Below are 20,875 nucleotides of genomic sequence, written 5' to 3'. Positions count from 1 at the left end.
AGGAGTGGTGATGACCGTACGAACCTCCCGCCGGGGTCGGCTTCTGCTCGGCGGCGTACTCGCCCTGGCCACCGCGTTCGCCGGGCCCGTCGTGGGCGCGCCACCGGCCGGCGCCGAGCCCGCCGGGACGCTGGCCGCCGCGTTCGACGCCGCCGCCGCGCGGTACGACGTCCCGCGCGACCTGCTGATGGCACTGGGGTACGCCGAGTCGCGGCTGGACATGCACGCCGGTGCGCCGAGCGCCTCGGGCGGCTACGGCCTCATGCACCTGGCGCACAACCCGCAGGTGCGCACCCTGGACGAGGCGGCCACGCTCACCCAGCTCAGTCAGGACGTGCTGCGCACCCAGCCCACCGCGAACGTCCTCGGGTCGGCCGCGGTGCTGCGGGCGTACGCCGATCAGGCCGGCCTCGCCGCCGCGACCCGGGACGACGTGAACGGCTGGTACGCGGCGGTCGCCCGGTACGGCGGTGCCAGTGACCCGTCGGTCGCGCGGCTCTACGCGGACACCGTCTACGACCTGCTGCGCGCCGGATTCAGCTCGGAGCGCGGCGAGGCGGTGGCCGGCCGCCCGGTCGCACCACAGCGGGGTGCCCTCGAGCGGGCCACGGTGCCCGGCGGGATCGGCACACTCAGCACCGACTACGGGCCGGCGGCCTGGGCGCCGGCCAGCACGAGCAACTACACGGTGGCCAGTCGACCCGGCAGCCAGGCGATCACCCGCGTCGTCATCCACATGACGCAGGGGTCGTACGCCGGCTCGATCAGCTGGTTCCAGAACCCGGCGTCCAAGGTCAGCGCGCACTACACCTTCCGCTCCTCCGACGGGGCGGTCACCCAGTCGGTGCGGGAGAAGGACATCGCCTGGCACGCCGGGAACTGGACGTACAACACCGAGTCGATCGGCATCGAGCACGAGGGGTACGTCGACAACCCGGCCTGGTTCACCGACGCGATGTACCGCGCCTCGGCCACGCTCACCCGCAGCCTCGCGAACAAGTACGGCATTCCCAAGGACCGCGCGCACATCGTCGGGCACGTCGAGGTGCCCGGCGCCACCCACACCGACCCGGGCCCGTACTGGAACTGGACCTACTACATGCAACTGGTCAACGGGATCACCGGCATCGGCTCCGGCACGGTGGACACGGAGGCGTCCACCCTCAACGTGCGCTCCGGCCCCGGCGTCGGTAATCCGGTCGTCGGCTCGGTGGCCGACGGCGCGAGCCTCGCCATCTACTGCCAGGCGGTGGGCAGCACAGTCACCGGCCCACACGGTACGACCGCCATCTGGGACCGGATCGGCACCAACCGCTACGTCTCCGACGCGTACGTGCAGACCGGCCACACCGGCTACATCCCGAACGTGCCGCGCTGCTGAGAGAGCACTAGCCGAAGAGCAGGTCGAGGTGGGCATCCAGCGCACCCAGGGCCTGCTCTTCGGTGTACTGCCCACCCAGCAGATAGACGCCCAGACCTTCCATGAGCGCCAACAGGCCGGCCGCGGCCACGTCGGCGTCGCGCGAGGGTAGGAGGCTGGCGATGAAGCCGGTCAGTTGCACGGTGTCCGCGCGCAGGCCGGGCGCGGCTGCCGGGCGGACCGCCGTGTACGCGAGGAAGGCCAGCGCCACCCGCCCGTCGTCGCGGGTCCCCTCGTCGAGCGGCAGCAGCGCGGCGATCATCGTGCGGAGCAGCAGCTTCGGTGCGGGGGCCGCGCCGAGTCGCGCCACCGCCTCGGTGACCCGGAGCTGGCTGCGTTCGCGGACGACGCTGAGCGCGAACGCCATCATCTCGTCCTTGGTGCGGAAGTAGTGCTGCACCATTCCGGCGGACACGCCGGCCTGGGCAGCCACGTGGCGGAGGCTGACGGCCTCCAGGCCCTGATCGGCGGCGACCCGCATCAACGCGTCCGCGATGAGCGTGCGTCGCTCCTGGTGGTCGACCTTCTTGGGCATGACCTCGATCGTTTCACAGTGGTGGTCCGGGAACCCGGCGGCGGACGGCGGTCACCGGCGGACGGTCCCGCTCGTCGGGGTGCCCCGTGCGCTGCGCAGGAGGCCGGCGGGGTCGTCCGCGTACAGTCGCAGCTCGTCGATCGGCTCGGTCCGGCCCTTGGGCAGGTCGAACGTCCGGGGTCGGCGCAGCCGGACGTCGACGCTGGTCTGGCTGCCGACCACGATGTGCAGCACCCGGCGCTCTCCCTCGTGCTCGATCTGGACCGACCTGCTGGAGGGCAGCGAGCGATAGCGCCTGCTCACCGCCTCGACGTCCGTCCACGGGATCCAGAGGTCGATGCCCGAGCCGAGCCGGACCCGCAGGCCCGTGTCACCCACCACGTGCGGATGGATGGTCAGGCTCGCGTAGAAGCCGAGCATCCAGAGCAGACCCCAGACGCCGAGGACGAGCATGATCCAACGGGCCGGTCGCCAGGGCACCACGTTGGTGACGATGAGGTCGAAGATCGGAATCTCCACGGCCGAGAGGGCGATGAAGATGCCCAGGATCGGCTTCACCACGCCGAGGTAGCTGAACGGGTCGTCGCCCGGGGCCAGCGGCAGTGGTCTGCGCCGCGCCCACACGTACAGGCTGCGCCACATGGCGCCCTCGGTCGTGGCGGCCCGCCGCAGCAGCGGCCACGCCTTCCGGTCGGTCATGATCGTTCTCCCGGTGGTGGGGTCGGGTCAGTGGAGGGTGACGGTGCCCGCGCCGCCGTCCACGGTGACGAGCTGCCCGGTGCGGATCGTGCGGGTCGCGTCGGGCACGCAGATGACGGCCGGGATGCCGTACTCCCGGGCCACCGTCGGGCCGTGCGCCATGATCGCGCCGGTCTCGGTGACCAGCGCCGAGGCGGTGAGGAACAGCGGGGTCCAGCCGGGGTCGGTGGTCGCGGCGACCAGGACCTCACCCGGCTCGAGGTGCGCGGTGGCGGGGTCGTGGACGACCCGGGCGGGGCCGGTCACCCGGCCCGCGGACGCGCCCACGCCGGCGCGGGTGCCGTCGCTGGCGGGCGCCGCCGGCAGGACGGCCTCGACGTCGGTGCCGTCGGAGAGCAGCGCCACCGGTACGGCCGTGCGGTGCAGCTCCCTGCGGTGTACGCCCCGGCGGGCGAGGACCGTGCGCCGGTGGTCGGCGGCGCCGTGCACCGCGGCGTGCACCTCGTCGAGGGTCAGGAACATGATGTCGTCGGGCTGCTCCAGCAACCCGGCACCGGTCAGGTCGGCACCGATGAGCAGCAGTTGCCGACGCGTCTCCCGCAGCGGGTAGAGCCCGGCGAACTTGCCGGCTTCGCGGAGGCCGGCCAGCGACCGCGCCCGTCGCAGCAGGAACCCGGCGATCCTGCCGCGTACCGGCCGTTGCCGACGGGCACGGGCGACCAACTCCACGAGTGCGGTCTCGGCTGCTGCCGCGGCCCGTTGGAAGCGCAGGTCGGGCGCCTGCTGTGGGTCGGTGACCCGCAGGTAGTTGGCGATGGCCGCGAAGACCGGTGTCGGGTCCTCGTCCCAGCGCGGTACGCCGAGATCGACCTCGGCGGCGCCGCGATGGCCGTAGGTGTCCAGGAACCCGGCCAACCCGAGGTCGGGCAGCGTCCCGCGCACATACCGTGCGGCCAGCTCGTCGGCTGGAGTGTCGAGCAGGAGTTGGCGGTGTCGAGCGGCTCCCTGGGCCAGCCGCCAGAGCGCGAGGTCCATCTCGATGGTGACGTTGTGCGGCATCCCGCCCAGTACGGCGTGGATCTCGTCGGGCCCGGCGGCGCCCTTCAGGAGCTGAACCGGTAGCGCGGCGGCGAGCATGCCGGCGACGATCGGCCAGGTGATGGCGTCGCTGCTGTCTCCGGCGTCCGGCGCCTGAACGAAGCGCAGCCGGTCCGCGGCGGTACGCAGGTCGCCCGGGGCCGCCGACCGGAGCCTGAGCTGCTCGATCGCCTCGAACATCCGGACCCGTGCCGCGTCGGGACGGGCCAGCGCGCGCAGGATCCCCACGACCGCGCGGCCGGCGGTGCGCAGGGATGCGACTCCCGCCGCGCCACCGGCGCTGCCGCCCGTCGTCGGTGCGAACCGTGGATCCGCCAGGACGTGGCGCATGACCGCCTGCGCCCGTGGGCCGAAGTCGACGGCCAGAAGCTTGACCAGTCGCCTGCGAGCCGTCCTGCTGCGTGCCAGCTCGGTCAGGTCACCGTAGAGGCGCCCCCCGATGTCGACGATCTCGACGCGGACACCGAGCGCGGCGAGCATCGCCGCGATCTGCGACCGCAGGGTGGACATGCCCATCGGGGTGACCGGTCGCAGCATGCCCTGCACGTGGCCGAACTCCAGGTAGACCCGGGGGAGGGGCTTCTCCGTGGCCGGCGGCAGGGGAAACAGGCTGGTGATCGGTCGCGACTGGAGCAACCACAGCGTGCCGGCCGGGTCGAGTGCCCACTCCACGTCCTGCGGGCAGCCGAAGTGACCTTGCAGCCGCTCACCCGTGGTCCGAAGCTCCGCGAGTTGCGCGGGCGTCAGGCAGCCCCGGTGGTCTTGCGTGACGCCGTCGAGGAGGTAGTGGTCCACCGTGGCCGCACCGTCCACCACCGTCGTGCCGAGGCCCGGCGCGGCATCGACGGCCATCTCGTCGCGGCGGCCGGTGACCGGGTTCGCGGTGAACAGCACCCCGGCCACCGCAGGGGTGACCATGCGCTGCACGACGACGGCCATCCGCACCGTCCGGTGGTCGATCTGGCGGGCCTCGCGGTACGCGGTCGCCCGCACGCTGTGCAGCGAGCCCCAGCATCTCTGGATGGCGTCGAACAGCTCGTCGACGCCCGTGACGTTCAGGACGGTGTCCTGCTGACCGGCGAAACTCGCCTCCGGCAGGTCCTCCGCCGTGGCGCTGGAGCGCACCGCCACCGGGCCCGCGCCGAGTTGCTCGTACGCGGCGACGATCTCCGTCCGCGGGATGACGCCGAGCCGGTGGGCCTCGGCGGTTACGCAGAACCCCGGGGGTACGCGTTCGCCACGTCGGATCAGCTCACCCAGCCCGGCGGCCTTGCCACCCACCAGCTCGATCAGATCGGTGGAAGCCTCGGACAGCGCGATCACGTGCATCGGGGCCTGCTCTCTACGCAATGCAGTTGCAATGCATCCCACCGTACCCGGTTGGCAATGCGACTGCAATGTCACCGCCGGGGGTGGTCGGCGAGGCGTTGCCGGGGTCTGCCATGCTCGGGACGGTGACGACCGGCCGCCCCACCAGAGCCCGTACGCACCGCCGCGTCCGCAGTCGCGCCGCTCGCGTACTCCTCTCGCTCGTCGCCGCCGTGGCCGTCCTCGGCATCGTCGCCGTGGTGGCCGTGCCGCTGCTGCGACCGGCGGGACCGCGTCCGCTCTTCCAGCTCCCGGTCACCTGCGGTGAGAGGTGGCAGCTCGGCACCTACCCCGGTCACGACGACTACGACGTCGACCTGTTCCCCACCGAGGGTGAGGCGTGGGGGCGGCCGGTGCTCGCGTCGTACGCCGGCGAGGTCACCGAGGCGGGCATCAACGGATCGTTGGGCGGGCGTACCCCGGAAGATCCGGACGGACCGCGCGGCCGCGGCGGTGGCTACTGGGTGAAGATCGACCACGGCGGCAAGTGGGAGACGCAGTACCTGCACATGCTCGAACCGCCGCTGGTCCGGGTCGGTCAGCGGGTCGCCCAGGGCGAGCAGATCGGGCGCCTCGGCAGCACCGGCGACTCCGGCGCGCCGCACCTGCACTACGAGCAGCGCCGGGGCTGGGACAAGGTCGAGACCTGGTTCGACGGGACGGCTTCGGGGATCACCCACGACGACCGCGAGTACACGGTCCGGCGGACGAGCGGAAACTGTCCCTGAGGACAGCGCCGTTCGCGTTTGCCCGACACGCCTCGGGGCACTGGTCTGGGTGGACAGTTCAGACGCAGGGAGGAGCTGGCGATGGCCAAGGGTGACGTCGACACCTACCAGGAGGACGGGCAGTGGAAGAACCGCCCGGAGGGCAACGAGCGGGCCACCAGCACGCATGACACGAAGGCGGACGCGCAGGCCCAGGGGCGCGACATGGCCGCCGACCGTGGAGTCGAGCACGTGATCAAGAAGCAGGACGGCACGATCGGGGACAAGAACACCTACCCGCGCAGCCGTGATCCACGGGACATCGAGGGCTGACAGCTTCCCGCGGACTGACCTCCTCGGCGTGCCGACGAGGTCAGTCCGCGTCAGCCCAGCCGGCGGCCAGGCGTGACCCGTGTCCGCTGTCGACGGGCGAGATACCAGCCGACCAGCACGACCAGCACCAGCAGCGCCACGATGCCGGTCGCGTAGGCGAGCCAGACCGGTCTCGGGGACTTCTCGACCGCCATGGGCGCCGCGACGGGCAGGGTGATCCGGCCCTCCGCCTTCCGTTCCACCAGCCCGCTCGCGAGGAGCACCTGTACGTCCCAGACGCCCGCGGGCAGGGACTGGTTGACCTCGATGCGGACCTTGCCGCTCTGGCCCGGCAGGATCGTCACGCCGTTGGTGACCTTGAACGGCCCGGCCTGGACCGAACCTTTGCTCAACGTAAGGCGTCCGGTCATGTCCAGCGCCCGCTCGCCGGTGTTGGTGACGTTCGCGGTGACCACGGGGAACTCGCCGATTCCGCGCTCGGCTGCCAGGTCGCCGATGCGGAAGTCGGTCGGCGGTTCGCCGCCCGGGCCGACGTCGAGGTAGGCGCGGATACCCACCCGGTGGACCTGCACGACGTTGCCGTTCTGCTTCGACCCGCTGGTCACCTGCGCCCAGATGGCGGCATAGCGCTCGCCCTTGGAAGCGTTCTTCGGGACGGCGATGTCCACCGCGACCGAATCACGCTCGCCCGGGGCGAGCTCGAGGGCGGCTGTCTTCAGCCTGATCCAGCCGCTGAGTTCGTTGCCCGTGCGGTCCTCGGGCACGGTGAAGGCGTCGTTCTCGACCGAGGCCGCCCCGGCGTAGAGCTCGATCTTCTGTGTCCCCGGCGAATCGTTGCGCACCTCGACCCGGCGGCTGATCGTCGCGCCCGGCTTGAGGTGGTCGATGATGTAGACCCGGGCACGGGGATCCTCCGCCCGGGCGGAGGGGATGTCCATCAGCCTGAGGTTGATCGCGGCGGGATCGTCCCCGGGTTCGTACCGCTGCTCCCGCGCGGCAACGGCTGGTGCCGCCGACGCCCCGAACGCTACGAGAGCGACCGAGGCCAGCAGCACCAGCCGGCCGAGCGGCTCAGACCACCGAATGTGTCACCGTCCCGGTGTAGACACCTTCCACGGTCCCGTCCGGCACGTCCACCAGCAACGTGGGGTTCCAGGTCGCGAAGTTGTTGCCGGTGCCACCCGTCTTGCTGAACGCCGTCTTCGGGGTGTCGATGACCACGGCCTGGGCTGCGGTCAACTGTCCCGGGGTGTAGGTGCCGGTGCCGGCCGTTCCGGTCGCCGGACCCGACCAGTACGAGACGTTGTCGGCCGGGATCGTCTCTCCGGAGGTGCCGCCGCCGGTGACGAAGTCGGTGGAGACGACGGTGACGGTCCAGTTCGGGGTGAGCGATCCCCGCTGGTCCAGCACGGTGACCGGGCCCAGTTGGCCGGAGATGGTCGTGCCCTCGACGCCGTTTCCGATGTTCGCCGTCGCGGGCACCGTGATCGAGAGGCCACCGGCGGCGTTGACGGTGAGGGTCACGATCGTGTCGCCCGTCGTGTCCGCGGCGGCCGGCCCGGCGAGGGCGGCGGCCGCGGCGAAACCGGCCAGGCCAGCGGCGAGAAGTTTCCTGCGCATCAAGTCTCCTTCATCCTGAAATCCCCCCATGGGATGCACTCAGGAGACTATGCGCGCAAACCGCCAAATACAGGATGAACCGGATGTTTTCCGACCTTGGGGGGAGGGTGGCGATTCCCGAGCGTGGCGAAGATCATTATCGGTGAAGTGCCTGCTCCGGGTACCTTCCGACCACGTGACCGCACACACAGTCCCGGTAAGCGCCGCAATCCGAGCCCTGCGTCCTGACGACATCCCCGCTGCCGCCGACCTGCTGGTGCTCGCCGCGGGCGATGACAAACGGCGCCGGCTGCTCGACCAGTTGGCCACCGTGGAGCCCGGCGAGATCCACCACGCCCTCGTCGCCGAGCGGTCGGGGCAGATCGTCGGCGCCGCCAAGCTCACCGCCGAGCCGGCGTTCCCGGGTACGGTCTCCGCGCTGGTGGCCGTGGCGCAGAACGATCGCGGGCGGGGGATCGGCACCGCCCTGGCCGCCGAACTGACCGCCTGGGCCGAGCGGCACCTCAGTGCGCAGCACGTGGTGACCAGCGCACTGCGCGATGATCTCGACGGCGGTCGGCGCTTCGCGCAGCGGTACGGCCTCGAGGTCACCCGCCACAGCGTCGGCTGGCGGTACGACCTCGCCGGACGCGGCGACGACCTCGCCGAGCGTGCGGCGTACAGCGGCACCGTCGCCGGCGTGCGGGTCCGCGTCACCGACCTGCGGGCCGAGGAGGCGACGATCATGGAGTGCATCGGCCGTACGCTGCCCGGACTGCCCCTGCCCGGCGCCGAGGGTCAGGAGGTCGACGTCGCGCAGTCCCGCCGGATGTTCCCCGACGCCGCCACCGTGTTGCTGGCCGAGGTGTGTGACGCGCCCGGCGAACCGCCGTGCGGGCTGACCGTCGTCACGCCGCAGGCGGACAGCGGAGACTGGTACACCGTCTACACCGGGGTCGCCGTGGAGCACCGCGGCCGGGGCGTGGCGATGGCGCTGAAGGCCGCCGCCCTGCTGGCCGCGTACGACTCGGGTGCCTCGGCCGTGACCACCCACAACGACGACGGCAACGAGCCGATCCTCCGCGCGAACCGGGCCTTCGGCATGCGACCCAGCGTGGGCTACTGGAGCCTGACCCGCCCGGCCGGGTGAAGGCGCGAATGCCCGGTCAGGCGGGCACCACGTACGGGAACTGGTCGGCGCGGGCCGCCTTCGTCACGTCCGGGGTGAGCCCCGAGGTCATGCCGGAGTTCAACACGAGGGAGAACATCACCTCGGGCGCGTTGTCGGCCATGGTGCGACCGTTGCGGGCCGCGAAACCGTAGTTCGCCGGCGTGCCGACCTGGTACGGCAGCACATCGGGGTAGAGCACGCGCGCCACGCTCCAGCCGTACGCCTGCGGATCCGGCGCGGTGCCGTTGGCCCTGACGACGCCCGCGACCGCCGAAGCGATCTCCTCGCCGTCCTCCTTGAGGTCCACGCTGGGGTGCCGGACGTTGGCCGGGTTGGAGAAGTCGGTGTCGGTGGGCCAGAAGACCGGCCACATCATGGGGTGGCCGGCGCGGTTGATCTGCCGCCACCCGCCCGCGTCGGTGGCCAGCATGGTGCGACACCAGACGCCGATCTGGGTGCCGTCGCGCAGCATCGGCTCGTCGTGCGAGACCTCGAGGACGATCGACTCGACGGTGGTGCCGGCGAAGCTGTTCTTGGCCTTGTCGGCCCGCCACGCCGAGTGGTCCACCTTCGCGCCGTTCTTGACCGCGCCGTTGATGGTCGCGAGTTCGTCGAGGTCGATGTAGAACGGGTCGGTGATCCGCCCGGCCCAGATCCGGACGTGGCCACCGCTCGACACCTCGCCGGTCCGACCCTCGACGATGGGAGTGCCCATCGCGGCGTCGTCGCGGGCGTCGGCCGCGGTCAGTTCGTACAGCTGGAGCGTCTGCTTACCGGCGCCGTCCGGTTCACCGAAGGTCACCCGGTAGGTCAGCTCCTCCTGGTCCCCGCCGTTGAAGTGAATCTTGATCTCATAGCGCGCCTCGGCGTGGAAGCCGCGCTTGATGTCGGCCTTCGTCACCGAGCTGTTGACGTCCATGACGAACACCGTGGCGCGGTCGCCGTTGAAGACGTACAGGTCGTCGATGAAGAGCTGACCGCTCTGCGCCGCGAGGGGGGTGTCGAGGTGGTGTGACATGAGACTCACTCCCGGATATGCCGGACTTATTGGACTAATCCGAACATAGCGGTGTCGGGTGTCCGCCTCCTCCCATCGGCCGAATCCGTGCGGCGGCCGGGCCTCCCGCTGAGCGCCCGTACCTGACGGTGGGCCGCCCGAGACCTTCCGGGCGGCCCACTCGCTGGTGGTGGTGCTGGTTGGTGGCGCGTCCTCAGATGCGGGACCATTTCTGGTTCGCGGCGCCGATGCAGTCCCACAGGTGCAGCTTGCCGCCGTTGTTGGGATTGACGTCCCGGACGTCGACGCACCGGTTCGAGCTGAGGTTGACCAGGTCGCCCGAGCCGTTGAGGGTGAAGCGTTGCGCGGGGTTGCCGTTGCAGGAGACCAGGTTGACCTCGGTTCCGTTGGCGGTGCCGGCCCACGCGGGGTCCATGCACTTGCCCATCGCGCGGACGGTCCCGTCGGTGGCGAAGGTCCAGGCCTGCGCGGCGCTGGTGTTGCAGTCCCAGATCTGCAGCTTGGCGCCCTCGACCGGGTTGGCGCCGGGGATGTCGATGCACCGCCCGCTCTGTGCTCCGCGGAGCCGGCTCGTGCCGCTCGGCGGCGGCTCGCCTCCGCCGCCGGAGGTGTAGCTGGACACCCGGACGTAGTCGACGAGCATCTGTTGCGGGAACTGCGTGGAGCCGTCCGGGTAGCCGGGCCAGTAGCCACCGACGGCCACGTTGAGAATCATGAAGAAGGGGTGGTCGAACACCCACCGGTTGCCGCCGAGTCGGGCCGGGTCGACCCGGTGGTACTGCACCCCGTCGAGGTACCAGGTGATCACGTTCGGCTCCCAGTCCACCCGGTAGGTGTGGAAGCCGTCGGCGAGCGGCCCGCCGAGGCTGCGGCTGCCGGTGATGCCGCCGGAGCCGGAGTAGCCGGGCCCGTGCACGGTGCCGTAGACGGTGTTGGGCTCGCGGCCGATGTTCTCCATGATGTCGATCTCGCCGGCGTCGGGCCAGCCGCCGCCGGTGCCGAGCATCCAGAACGCCGGCCAGATGCCCTGACCGCGAGGAATCTTGATCCGGGCCTCGAACCGGCCGTACGTCTGGCTGAAGGTGGCCGCGGTCAGCAGCCGCGCGGACGTGTACTGGCAGCGCCCGTAGTGGCACTGGTAGTTGGCGGGGTTCTCCCGGCGTGCGGTGATGACGAGGTTGCCCTGGCCGTCGTGCACGGCGTTGCTCGTGCTGTTGGTGTAGTACTGCTGCTCGTTGTTGCCCCAGCCGCCACCGCCGATGTCGAAGCGCCACTTGCTCTGGTCGACCGGCGCGCCGGCGGCGGAGTTGAACTCGTCCTGCCAGGTGATCGGCCCAATGTCGGCCGAGGCCCGGTCGGGCTGCGCCGGATAGACGAGTGCCGCGGCGGTGGCGATGAGGGTGACCGCCGCGAGGACGAGTGGTCGGAAGCGGGAGGTGGGACGGGCTGTGAACACGGGAGGCTCCTCAGCGACGAGGTGGCGGAGGCTTCGATCCGACGATCTAGGAGAGCGCTCTCTTAAACGAAGGATGTCGATATAAAGGCATTGTGTCAAGAGTGTTTCCAATACGACGACACGCCGTTGCCGCCCGATCCCGCTAGGTCGCCGGGTGGCTGGCCAGCACGCCGTTGTGAATGGCGAGCCTCCCGCCGCTCGCCCCCGCACTCCGGCAGGCTCGCTGCGGTACGTCCACCCGTTCTGAGGCGGTAGCTCATGCGCAAGTGGTTGCCCCTGGTGGCGATCTCGTTGAGTACCTTCATGCTGCTGGTCGACCTGACCATCGTCACCATCGCGCTGCCGGCCATGGCCAGCGGCCTGCACTCGTCGTTCGCCGCGTTGCAGTGGACCATCGACATCTACGTCCTGGTGCTGGCCGCCCTCCTGCTGGCGGCCGGATCGGTGTCGGACCTGCTCGGCCGCCGACGGGTCTTCCTCGCCGGCCTGCTCCTTTTCGCCGTCGCGTCCCTGGGCTGCGGGCTGGCTACCGACCCCGGCGTGCTGATCGCCGCCCGAGGGGTCCAGGGGATCGGGGCCGCCGCCATGTACGCCACCAACGCCGCCCTGCTCGGCACCACGTACACCGGTCGGGACCGGGCCCTGGCCTTCGGCGTCTGGGGCGCGGTCAACGGTGCCGCCGCCGCGGCCGGGCCGATCCTCGGTGGCGTGCTCACCGAGCACGTGGGCTGGCGCGCGATCTTCCTGGTCAACATCCCGTTCGCCGTGCTCGCCGTGCTGATCGCCGTCCGGTCGATCGTGGAGTCCCGCGCGGCAGGCGGCCGGATGGACCTGCCGGGCGCCGGTCTCTTCACCCTCGCGGTCACCCTGCTCGTCTACGGCCTGATCCGCGCCGGCGAACACGGTTGGACGGATCGCGGCGCGATCGCCGCCTTCGTCGCGAGCGCGCTCGCCCTGCTGGTGTTCCTGCTGGTCGAGTCGCGCCGGGCCGATCCGATGATCGACCTGAGGCTGTTCCGGCGGCCGTCGTTCACCGCCCTGATGGTGGGCGGGGCGGTGCTCACCGCGTCCGCGTTCGCCAACCTGATGTTCGTCTCGCTCTGGGCGCAGTCGGTGCTGGGTCTGGAGCCGGTGGCGGCCGGACTCGTGCTGACCCCGCTGGCGGCCGTCTCGTTCGTCGTCGCCGGCGCGGGTGGGCGGCTGCTGCACGGTGTCGCGCCGCAGTGGGCGATCGGCGTCGGGCTGTTGCTGGTCGGAGTCGGGACGCTGCTGTGCATGCTGATCGGCCCGAACTCCACCTGGACCGCGCTGATCCCAGGGCTCAGCGTCACCGGCATCGGGGTGGGGCTGGCCTCACCGGTGCTCGCCTCGGCGGCGTTGAGCGCGGCGCCGCCCGAGCGTGCCGGCATGGCCAACGGTGCGATGAACACGTTCCGTCAGCTCGGGTTCGCCGTCGCCGTACCGATCTTCGCCAGCGTGGCAGCCGGGCAGGCCCGCCCGGTGCTCGTCGACAGCGGCCTGTTCGGCGATCCCGGCCAGGCGGCGATCCGCCTGACCGGCGGCGGCTCGGAAGCCCTGCTCGCGCAGGCCCCGACGGCCGTACGCGCGGCGGTCGAGCACGCGTTGCGCAGCGGGTACGCCGCCGGCCTGGACCGCATCTTCCTGTTCAGCGGGATCGCCGCCTTGGTCGTCGGCGCGGCGGTGCTGCTCCTGGTACGTGCGCCCGCCCGGCCCGATCCGGAGCCGACCGGGAGACCCGTCGCGGCATCAGCGCCGGGTGCCTGAGCCCGCCGGGACCGCACGCCGAACGGGCGTCCGCCAATGGAGGTCGAATCGACCCTTCCTATTGCCGTGGAGCGTCCATCGGGGACAGGATGACGAGGCTCGCTGGAAACGTCCCCGTAACCTGCGGGCTACTGGTCTCTGTCACAAGGAAGTGGGAGTCAGTCATGAGCGACGTCTCGACGGCGCTGGGTTCGCGCCTCTACCCGGACCTGGTCGAGCGAGGTGGCCTGGCCCCCGCGCTCGTCGACACCGCGGCCCGCCACCAGCTCGACCTCGGCCGGGTGACAGCTCCCGAGCAGGGCCGTGCCCGGTTCACCTGCGCCGAGCTGCACTCCGACCAGGGCGTGGTCTGCATCGGGCTGGGCTCCCAGGCTCGATACTTCATGATCGACATCCGGGTCTCGGACGAGGTCCAGGCCCGGGGCGACGTCATGGATCTCGTCCAGGTGGCGCACGTGGCTGCGGCCTGGCGGGCCGGGCTGACCCTCGCCGAGCTGACCGCCCGGTTCCCGTTCATGGAGGAGATGAAGCACCGCCCGGCGCCGGTGGCCCAGGTCAGCTGACCCGTGCGGGCGGGCGGGCCCGTCAGCAGCGCAGCCGGGGCGGCAGCGGCGCGTCGGTGCCGGCGTCGCGATTCAGGTAGGTGGACTCGGCGAAGGCGAGGAAGCGTTCCGCGTCGGCCGCACCGGAGACCAGACCGAACGAGACGCGGACCGCGCCGCCGGTCGGCAGGCCCAGTTCGCTCAGGTACTGGTCGATGGTGTCGACCCGAGCGAGTAGTCGTCGACGCACCGAGCCCGGGCTGATCCCGAACGCGCCCTCGCCCGCGCCGGGGTTGCAGAAGCAGCCGGTACGCAGGGAGAAGCCGGCCGCTGCGGACTCGCGCGCCACGAGCCGCTCGTCGACCAGCGACCCATCGGGATGACGGAAGTTGAACGTCACCGTGCCGCCCCGGCCCTCGCCGGTCGTCGGCCCGTACACCTGGACGAGGGGTTGACCGGTGCGGTGCCGCAGCGCGGTCAGCCGGCCCAGCAGCCAGTCGGTGAGCAGGCCGACGCGGGTGTGCACGAGGTCCACGCCGATCCCGTCGAGCCAGCGCAGCCCGAACTCCACGTCGGGGATGCTCAGGAAGTTGAGCGTGCCGTCCTCGAAAGCCGACTCGTCGTCCATCGACCGGTGCCAGTCACCCTGTACGCTGACCGCGCGGATCGTGCCGCCGGCGAACCACGGCCGGCGCAGCCGGGCCAGCGCGTCGCGACGGGCCAGCAGCGCGCCGACGCCGGTGGGGTAGCCAAAGAGCTTGTACCAGCTCAGGCAGACGAACTCGGGCCGGACCACGCTGAGATCCAACCGGTTCGTCGGTGCGAACGCGGCGGCGTCGAGCAGCACGTCGTACCCGTGCTGGTGGGCCAGCTCCACCCAGCTCAGCGGGTGCTGTACGCCGGAGAAGTTGCTCTGCGCGGGGTAGGCGAACAGCCCCCGAGCACCCGAGCGACGTCGACGGCCGGCCAGCCCGCCCCGCCCGGCGGTCAGCACGGCGACCAAGTCCGATTCGGCGACCCGGAGCTCCGGCCCGGTCAGCGGAACGTAGCGCACCGGCGCTCCGTCGGCCCGGGCGTACTCGCGGATGCCGTTGACCGAGTTGTGATTGTCCCAGGTCAACACGAAGGGGGCGGCGCGGCCGAAGCCGTACGCCTCGCCGACCAGCCGGCAGGCGCCGCTGGCGTTCGGGGTGAAGACGACCGCGTACTCGGACGGGTCGGCACGGAAGAAGTCGAGCACCGTACGCCGGGCCGACTCCACCAGCGAACCGGCCGCCTCGCTGGTCGGGCTCTCCGAGTGCGGGTTGCTGTACAGGCCCGCCAGCAGTCGGTCGCGGTGCGCGTTGACCTGGGCCTGCGCGGCGACCCCGGACCCGGCGTAGTCGAGGTAGACCTGGCCCTGCTGGTCGAGGTGCCGGTATTCGGTGGCGCGCAGGTCGTCGATCCGCGTCGTGTCGGAGTATCCCGGCAACGCCGTCGGCGTGACATCCACCGGGTCAGGCCGCACGGCGAGCCTCCCGACGCGCGAGCACCGCCCAGGTCGCCCCGAGGAAGAGCACCACGAACCCGCCGAGCACCAGCCAGTTCACCCACACCGGCCGGGAGAAGCTGTCACCGTACGTGCTCAGCAGTGGTGGGCCGAGCGGGGAACCGCCGTCGCGCCACAGCCGCTCCACCCCGGCCGTGTGCCCCAGACCCTCGAATGCCCACCGGTTCGACATCGCGTAGCTGAGCCACTGGCCGCCGGTCGCCATCGCGGGCACCGGCAGGATCGCGCCGACGAACAACACCTGCGGAAAGCAGAGCATCGGCAGCATGAGCGTCGCCTGGGCGGCGTCGGAGACGGCCGCGGAACACAGCAGGCCGAGGGCGAGCGCGGCCGCCGAGGAGAGCAGCAGCGTCGCGTACAGGGCGGCGAAGTCCGAGCCGCCGACCGGCGGCAGCCGGTCGATGCCGCGCAGCACACCGAGCAGGGCCAGGTCCACCAGGGCCAGCAGCGGCAGCAGCACCGCGACCTTCGCCAACAGGTACGGAACCAGCCGGACACCCGCGAGGCGTTCCCGCCGCAGGATCGGCAGCTCGGTGCAGATCTGGAGCAGGCCGTAGGTCAGCCCGAAGAAGAAGCCGCCGAACGCGATCCAGAACAGGATCATCACGGTGACGGTGGGGCTCGGCTGCGCCGGGTCGAACGCCCCCGGGCGGAAGAGCAGCGCGAACATGCCGAGCACCATCAGTGGCGAGCCGAGCAGGATCGCCAGGGTCAGCCGGTTCCGGGCGACGATCTCCGCGTTGCGGGTGGCGAGGACGGCCCACTGGCGTAGCCGGCCCACCGGCCGGGACGCTGGCGTTCGAGCGCCCGGGTCGGCCGCCCGGGTCGGTGCTCCGGCGTCGCGGCGTGCCGCGTACCGATCGGGCCAGCTCGCCTGGTCGGTCTCCTCGTCGAGGCGCAGGTGCACCTCGGCGAGGGAGCGCAGGCCGAAGAACTGCCGAGCGTCGGCCGGCGTGCCGGCGAACGCCAACCGGCCCTGGCGGGTCAGCACGATGACCCGGTCGCAGCGGTCCACGTCGGTGATCTGGTGGGTGGTGAGCACCACCGTGGTCCCTGTGTCGGCGAGCGTCCGCAGCGTCCGGAGCAGATCCACGGCGATCGCCGGGTCCAGCCCCGAGGTCGGCTCGTCCAGGAAGAAGACGCCCGGCCGGGTGAGCAACTCGACGGCGATGCTGGCGCGCTTACGCTCACCGCCGCTGAGCCGGCCCACCGGGACGGCGGCCCGCTCGCTCAGCCGCAGGTCGGCGAGCACCTCGGCGACTCTCCGGTGCACCTCGGCCGGCGTGGTCCCCGGTGGCAGACGCAGCCGGGCCGCGTACCGCAGGGTGCGGTCCAGGGGCAGCTCTCGGTGGATGATGTCGTCCTGCGGGACGAACCCGATCGTGCCCAACGCGGCGGTGCCGTCGGACGTCACGGTGCCCACGCCCGGTCGCCGTATCCCGGCGAGTGTCTCCAGCAGGGTGGTCTTGCCCGCGCCGCTGGCGCCGATGATGGCGACCACCTCGCCCGGCGCGATGGTCAGCGAGACACCGTCCAGGATCTGGCGCCCGCCTCGGACGTGCTGGCCCAGGCCGCTGGCCACGATGCCGACGCCGGCACGCGGGGGAGACGTCGTCTGCTCGGTCGTCATGTCCACTGTGCCCGATCCGGTTGAAGGGTGGTCCACCTCGACATCGTGCATCGCCGATGCTACGTCGACGGTGTGACGACCCGCGCTGGGCCGACCGGCCGGGGCGCGTCCTCAGTCGGTCGTGCTCCGCGCCTCGGCCGGCACCTGGAGGAGGCCCAGGCAGTTGCGCCACAGCATCTCCAACTGGGCCGGGTCGTTGAGCAGCTTCGCGAGCAGGACCAGCCCCTCGATCTGGGCGACGATGGCCCGGGCGGCCTCCCGGGTGTCGACCGACGGCCCGGCCTGGCCGCGCTCCTTCGCCTCGACGACCACCTTCTCGATGAGGTCGATCTGCTCCGCGAAGATCTCCTGGAGCCGAAGACGGATCTCCTCGGCCTGGTTGCTGAGCTCGAGGGCGAGGTTGCCGAAGAGGCAGCCGACGACCAGGCCGCTGTCCTTCTGTCCGGCGTGCTGGACCTTCTGGGTGGCCTCGAACAGATCCCGCAGTCGTTGCAGCGGGTCGCGCCTGCTGCCGAGCAGTCGCTCCCAATCCCGGCGCTGGGCCGCCCAGTGCTCGTCGATGACGGTGCGGGCGAGGGCCTGCTTCGACTCGAAGAAGTAGTAGAAGCTGCCCTTCGGCACACCGGCCGTCGTGCATATCTCGGCGACGCCCAGCGCCGAATAGCTACGCTGATCGAGCAGTGTGGCGGCCGCCACAAGAATCTTGTTCCGTGCGTCACTGGTGCGTCCCATGCTTTGACGATACACGACCGGTCGGCTAGCTTTTTGTCGACCAGTCGTCTACTGGCATCTCCGGTTGGGCCGCCCAGGCCCGGCCACCAGGGCTCCGGCCAGACAGGAAGTGGTTTACGTGGGTACCAACCAGGGCCAGAAGGTCGCCGTCATCACCGGTGCGTCGCAGGGCATCGGCGGCGGGCTCGTCGAGGCGTACCGCAAGCTCGGGTACGGCGTCGTGGCGAACTCGCGCTCGATCGGCGCGACCAGTGACCCCGAGGTCGTCACCGTCCGCGGTGACGTCTCCGACGCCGACACGGCGGAGCGGGTGGTCCAGGCGGCCCTCGACCGTTTCGGGCGTATCGACACCCTGGTGAACAACGCCGGCGTCTTCATCGCCAAGCCGTTCACCGATTACACCGACGAGGACCTCGATCTGGTCACCAAGATCAACGTCAGCGGGTTCTTCCACCTCACCCGGCGCGTCCTGCCTCACCTGTTGGCCGTCGGCGGGGGCCACATCGTCACCATCACGACCAGCCTCGTGGACCAGCCCAACGCGAACGTCCCGTCGGCACTCGCCTCGTTGACCAAGGGTGGCCTCAGCTCCGCGACCAAGTCCCTGGCCATCGAGTACGCGGGTCGGGGAGTGCGGGTCAACGCCGTCGCGCCCGGCATCATCAAGACCCCGATGCACCCGATCGAGACGCACGAGGCGCTCGCCGGCCTGCACCCGGTCGGCCGGATCGGCGAGACCAGCGACGTGGTCGACGCGGTCGTCTTCCTCGAGAACGCACCCTTCGTCACCGGCGAGATCCTGCACGTCGACGGTGGCCAGAACGCCGGTCGCTGACCCAACTCGGAAAGAGGATCAGACGGTGCCGATCGTCAACATCCAGATCACCCGCGAGGGCAGCACACCCGGCGCCACCGCGGCGACCGCCGAGGAGAAGGCCGCGCTCATCAAGGGCGTGAGTGAGCTGCTGCGTGACGTCCTCAACAAGCCGATGACGTCGACCTTCGTGGTGATCGACGAGGTGGAGACCGAGAACTGGGGCCGCGGTGGCCTCCCGGTCGACCAGTTCCGCCAGCAGCAGAGCAGCCAGTAGCCCAGCGCTCCTACGGGCCGGCCCGGTGCGGCATCCACGCCGCATCGGCCGGCCCGGGCCCGTTTGTCCCTACCGAGCCCGCGACGTACGAGCCTGACTGGAGTCAGAGGCCGAGCGGCCCCGGATCGGTCGCCAACTCCCGGAACCGCTGCCGCGGATCGGGCACCAGCCGTCGGGTCGACAGATCCAGCAGACCACCCACACCGGATACCCGGGCCACCGGGCTGCCGTCCGCGAGGGTGTAGTCCTGCTCGATCTGGAACACCTTGCCCTCGCCCCAGTGGAACTGGCAGGACACGTCCACCTCGTCCCCGCCGCGCAGCTCCCGCAGGTACTTCAGGTTGACCTCCAGGGCGACCGGTCCCACGCCGGCGGCGAGGAGCCGGTCCTGCGCGATGCCTGCGGCGCGTAGGCACTCCCATCGGGCGTGCTCGCCGTACTGGAGGTAGACGGCCTGGTTGAGGTGGCCCTGGGTGTCCAGCTCGTAGCCACGGACGGTGATGCGAACCCGGAACGGATCTCCCATCCACCGAGCGTATCGGTGACGGCCTCGCAGGCGGTCGGCCGCATTAGGTCACATCCACGACGACGATTCCCTAGGATGACCACAGGCCGTGCGGAGCGACGGGAAGCGGGCGCCGGGACATGACGTACGCGATGGGTGTGGTGCTCTTCGCCCTCGGCATTCTGCTGTCCCTCGTCCTGCACGAGGCCGGGCACATGGGCACCGCCCGGATGTTCGGCATGAAGGTGACCCGGTTCTTCGTCGGCTTCGGCCCGACGCTGTGGTCGTTCCGGCGGCGTGAGACGGAGTACGGGATCAAGGCCATCCCGGCCGGGGCGTTCGTCAAGATCGTCGGCATGACCCGACAGGCCGACGACGTCGACCCGGCGGACGAGCCGCGGGCCATGTGGCGATATCCGGTGTGGAAGCGCACGATCGTGATGTCCGCCGGTTCGATGACGCACTTCGCCCTCGGCGCGCTGATCCTCTGGGGCCTCTTCGCGTTCGTGCCGCTGCCGGACGTGGCGAAGTTGCAGTCGGAGCCGGTCCAGGTCGGGTCCACCTCGCCGTGCGTCCAGACGAGTTGGAGCGTCGACCCGGCCACCAAGACCGAGCGGCAGTGCCGGCCCGGTGCGGACCCGGCCAGCGCGGCGGCTCAGCTCGGGCTGCGGCGTGGGGACGTCATCACCGCGATCGACGGTCGGGCACTCCGCGGCTGGGACACCATGACGGCCGCGGTCCGGGCGGCCGGCGGCCGGCAGGTCGAGGTGAGTTTTCTCCGGGACGGGCAGCACCGGACGGCGGCGGTCACCCTGCCGCTGGCCGAGCGGGTCCGGCTCGACGTGGTCCGCGATCCCAACCGGTCGATCGAGGACATCACCCCGGCCGACCTGGAGCAGGTGGGCGTCCTCGGGGTCACCCCGATCGTGCCGACCAGCGCGGCCGGGCCGGTTGTCGCGTTGGGCCGGGCGGCGGACCAGACCGGTCTGATGTTCACCAACACCCTGCACTCCCTGCAGCGGGTCCCGGAGAAGATCCCGGCGCTGTGGGCGGCCGTGACCGGCGGCGAACGGGACCCGGAGACGCCGATCAGCATGCTGGGGGCGAGCCGGATCGGCGGCGAGCTCTCCGACCGCGGCGAGTGGCCCACCTTCTTCCTGCTGTTGGCCGCGTTGAATTTCTTCATCGGGGTGTTCAACCTGCTGCCGCTGCTGCCCGCCGACGGTGGACACATCGCGATCAGCTGGTTCGAGTGGGCCCGTTCACTGCTCTACCGGCGGCTGGGCCGGCCGGATCCGGGCCGGGTCGACTACGTCAAGCTCATGCCACTGACGTACGTCGTGATCCTGATCTTCGCGGGTTTCACCCTGCTCACGTTGCTGGCCGACATCATCAACCCGATCACGCTGCCCGACTGACCGTCGATCCCCCGGGGGCGACGCGGCGCTGGTCGGGGCTGGCATGACTCCCGTTCGGGCCGGGCGGACCCGGGCGAGGCGTGGGTCACATCAGGGCCACCGGCCCGTCATGTCCTCGATGCCAACGTTGTCGGGCGGGCTCCCGGATCATGGACGGTCGATGGCGGAGAGCGCTCTATCCGGATACTCTGCCACCGGCCCCAGTGGGTTGTGCCTGGT

At 71.0% G+C, this 20,875-nt stretch carries 20 protein-coding genes; 9 read left to right on the top strand and 11 right to left on the bottom strand.

Annotated elements, in window-relative coordinates:
• Positions 1 to 10: 10 nt before the first annotated feature.
• The gene (locus V6V47_RS02750) at positions 11 to 1,381 is read left to right on the top strand and encodes an N-acetylmuramoyl-L-alanine amidase (RefSeq protein ID WP_334626343.1); all 1,371 of its coding nucleotides are present in this window, start codon (positions 11 to 13) and stop codon (positions 1,379 to 1,381) included.
• 7 nt (positions 1,382 to 1,388) lie between these two features.
• Here the strand turns inward: V6V47_RS02750 and V6V47_RS02745 are convergent, their stop codons facing one another.
• From V6V47_RS02745 to V6V47_RS02735, 3 genes are read right to left on the bottom strand one after another with little or no spacing between them, the layout of a single operon-like run.
• A complete protein-coding gene (locus V6V47_RS02745; RefSeq protein WP_334626342.1) occupies positions 1,389 to 1,955 on the bottom strand; it encodes a TetR/AcrR family transcriptional regulator in 567 nt (188 codons plus the stop codon).
• Between the two features lie 51 nt (positions 1,956 to 2,006).
• The gene (locus V6V47_RS02740; RefSeq protein ID WP_334626341.1) at positions 2,007 to 2,654 is read right to left on the bottom strand and encodes a hypothetical protein; all 648 of its coding nucleotides are present in this window, start codon (positions 2,652 to 2,654) and stop codon (positions 2,007 to 2,009) included.
• 27 nt (positions 2,655 to 2,681) lie between these two features.
• Positions 2,682 to 5,081: a PEP/pyruvate-binding domain-containing protein gene (locus V6V47_RS02735; protein ID WP_334626340.1), complete on the bottom strand. Its 2,400-nt coding sequence runs from the start codon at positions 5,079 to 5,081 to the stop codon at positions 2,682 to 2,684.
• Positions 5,082 to 5,206: 125 nt separating this feature from the next.
• Here V6V47_RS02735 and V6V47_RS02730 point away from each other — a divergent pair, with 125 nt between their 5' ends.
• Both V6V47_RS02730 and V6V47_RS02725 read left to right on the top strand, forming a co-directional pair.
• Entirely contained in the window at positions 5,207 to 5,848 is a 642-nt protein-coding gene (locus V6V47_RS02730) for a M23 family metallopeptidase (protein WP_442934175.1), read from the top strand.
• A gap of 81 nt (positions 5,849 to 5,929) precedes the next feature.
• The gene (locus V6V47_RS02725; RefSeq protein ID WP_334626338.1) at positions 5,930 to 6,160 is read left to right on the top strand and encodes a DUF2188 domain-containing protein; all 231 of its coding nucleotides are present in this window, start codon (positions 5,930 to 5,932) and stop codon (positions 6,158 to 6,160) included.
• 50 nt (positions 6,161 to 6,210) lie between these two features.
• On the opposite strand, the gene V6V47_RS02720 is transcribed toward V6V47_RS02725, so the two are convergent.
• Both V6V47_RS02720 and V6V47_RS02715 read right to left on the bottom strand, forming a co-directional pair.
• The gene (locus V6V47_RS02720) at positions 6,211 to 7,098 is read right to left on the bottom strand and encodes a COG1470 family protein (protein WP_334626337.1); all 888 of its coding nucleotides are present in this window, start codon (positions 7,096 to 7,098) and stop codon (positions 6,211 to 6,213) included.
• A 133-nt stretch (positions 7,099 to 7,231) separates the two neighbouring features.
• Positions 7,232 to 7,780, bottom strand: a complete 549-nt coding sequence (locus V6V47_RS02715) for a hypothetical protein (protein WP_334626336.1) — start codon at positions 7,778 to 7,780, stop codon at positions 7,232 to 7,234.
• A gap of 175 nt (positions 7,781 to 7,955) precedes the next feature.
• Between V6V47_RS02715 and V6V47_RS02710 the strand changes: the two genes are divergently transcribed.
• On the top strand, positions 7,956 to 8,909 hold the full coding sequence (locus tag V6V47_RS02710) for a GNAT family N-acetyltransferase (RefSeq protein WP_334626335.1): 954 nt from the start codon (positions 7,956 to 7,958) through the stop codon (positions 8,907 to 8,909).
• A gap of 16 nt (positions 8,910 to 8,925) precedes the next feature.
• Here V6V47_RS02710 and V6V47_RS02705 read toward each other — a convergent pair whose 3' ends face one another.
• Positions 8,926 to 9,948 carry a DUF4331 family protein gene (locus V6V47_RS02705; protein WP_334626334.1) on the bottom strand — a complete coding sequence of 341 codons (1,023 nt, stop codon included), beginning with the start codon at positions 9,946 to 9,948 and terminating at the stop codon, positions 8,926 to 8,928.
• 193 nt (positions 9,949 to 10,141) lie between these two features.
• The gene (locus tag V6V47_RS02700; RefSeq protein WP_334626333.1) at positions 10,142 to 11,404 is read right to left on the bottom strand and encodes a family 16 glycosylhydrolase; all 1,263 of its coding nucleotides are present in this window, start codon (positions 11,402 to 11,404) and stop codon (positions 10,142 to 10,144) included.
• 258 nt (positions 11,405 to 11,662) lie between these two features.
• Here V6V47_RS02700 and V6V47_RS02695 point away from each other — a divergent pair, with 258 nt between their 5' ends.
• Together V6V47_RS02695 and V6V47_RS02690 are read left to right on the top strand one after the other, a co-directional pair.
• Positions 11,663 to 13,189, top strand: coding sequence for an MFS transporter (locus V6V47_RS02695; RefSeq protein ID WP_334626332.1), 1,527 nt, complete (start codon positions 11,663 to 11,665; stop codon positions 13,187 to 13,189).
• A 164-nt stretch (positions 13,190 to 13,353) separates the two neighbouring features.
• Positions 13,354 to 13,752, top strand: coding sequence for a hypothetical protein (locus tag V6V47_RS02690; protein ID WP_334626331.1), 399 nt, complete (start codon positions 13,354 to 13,356; stop codon positions 13,750 to 13,752).
• A gap of 22 nt (positions 13,753 to 13,774) precedes the next feature.
• Here V6V47_RS02690 and V6V47_RS02685 read toward each other — a convergent pair whose 3' ends face one another.
• The 3 genes from V6V47_RS02685 to V6V47_RS02675 form a co-directional block, all read right to left on the bottom strand.
• Positions 13,775 to 15,238 carry an aminotransferase class V-fold PLP-dependent enzyme gene (locus V6V47_RS02685; protein WP_334626330.1) on the bottom strand — a complete coding sequence of 488 codons (1,464 nt, stop codon included), beginning with the start codon at positions 15,236 to 15,238 and terminating at the stop codon, positions 13,775 to 13,777.
• Entirely contained in the window at positions 15,228 to 16,910 is a 1,683-nt protein-coding gene (locus V6V47_RS02680; RefSeq protein ID WP_334626329.1) for an ATP-binding cassette domain-containing protein, read from the bottom strand. The genes V6V47_RS02685 and V6V47_RS02680 overlap by 11 nt, the downstream gene beginning before the upstream one ends.
• Positions 16,911 to 17,021: 111 nt before the next feature.
• The gene (locus V6V47_RS02675) at positions 17,022 to 17,642 is read right to left on the bottom strand and encodes a TetR family transcriptional regulator C-terminal domain-containing protein (protein WP_334626328.1); all 621 of its coding nucleotides are present in this window, start codon (positions 17,640 to 17,642) and stop codon (positions 17,022 to 17,024) included.
• A gap of 118 nt (positions 17,643 to 17,760) precedes the next feature.
• Here V6V47_RS02675 and V6V47_RS02670 point away from each other — a divergent pair, with 118 nt between their 5' ends.
• Positions 17,761 to 18,477 (top strand): SDR family NAD(P)-dependent oxidoreductase, encoded by a 717-nt coding sequence (locus V6V47_RS02670; protein ID WP_334626327.1) that lies wholly within the window; start codon positions 17,761 to 17,763, stop codon positions 18,475 to 18,477.
• A gap of 25 nt (positions 18,478 to 18,502) precedes the next feature.
• The gene (locus V6V47_RS02665; RefSeq protein WP_334626326.1) at positions 18,503 to 18,733 is read left to right on the top strand and encodes a tautomerase family protein; all 231 of its coding nucleotides are present in this window, start codon (positions 18,503 to 18,505) and stop codon (positions 18,731 to 18,733) included.
• 103 nt (positions 18,734 to 18,836) lie between these two features.
• Here the strand turns inward: V6V47_RS02665 and V6V47_RS02660 are convergent, their stop codons facing one another.
• Positions 18,837 to 19,259, bottom strand: coding sequence for an acyl-CoA thioesterase (locus V6V47_RS02660; protein WP_334626325.1), 423 nt, complete (start codon positions 19,257 to 19,259; stop codon positions 18,837 to 18,839).
• A 119-nt stretch (positions 19,260 to 19,378) separates the two neighbouring features.
• Here V6V47_RS02660 and V6V47_RS02655 point away from each other — a divergent pair, with 119 nt between their 5' ends.
• A complete protein-coding gene (locus tag V6V47_RS02655; protein ID WP_334626324.1) occupies positions 19,379 to 20,656 on the top strand; it encodes a M50 family metallopeptidase in 1,278 nt (425 codons plus the stop codon).
• Positions 20,657 to 20,875 lie beyond the last annotated feature (219 nt).

It is taken from the genome of Micromonospora sp. CPCC 205539 (genome assembly GCF_036906815.1).
In the GTDB taxonomy this organism is placed as follows: domain Bacteria; phylum Actinomycetota; class Actinomycetes; order Mycobacteriales; family Micromonosporaceae; genus Micromonospora.
This window is presented reverse-complemented; position numbering and strand designations above follow the sequence as displayed.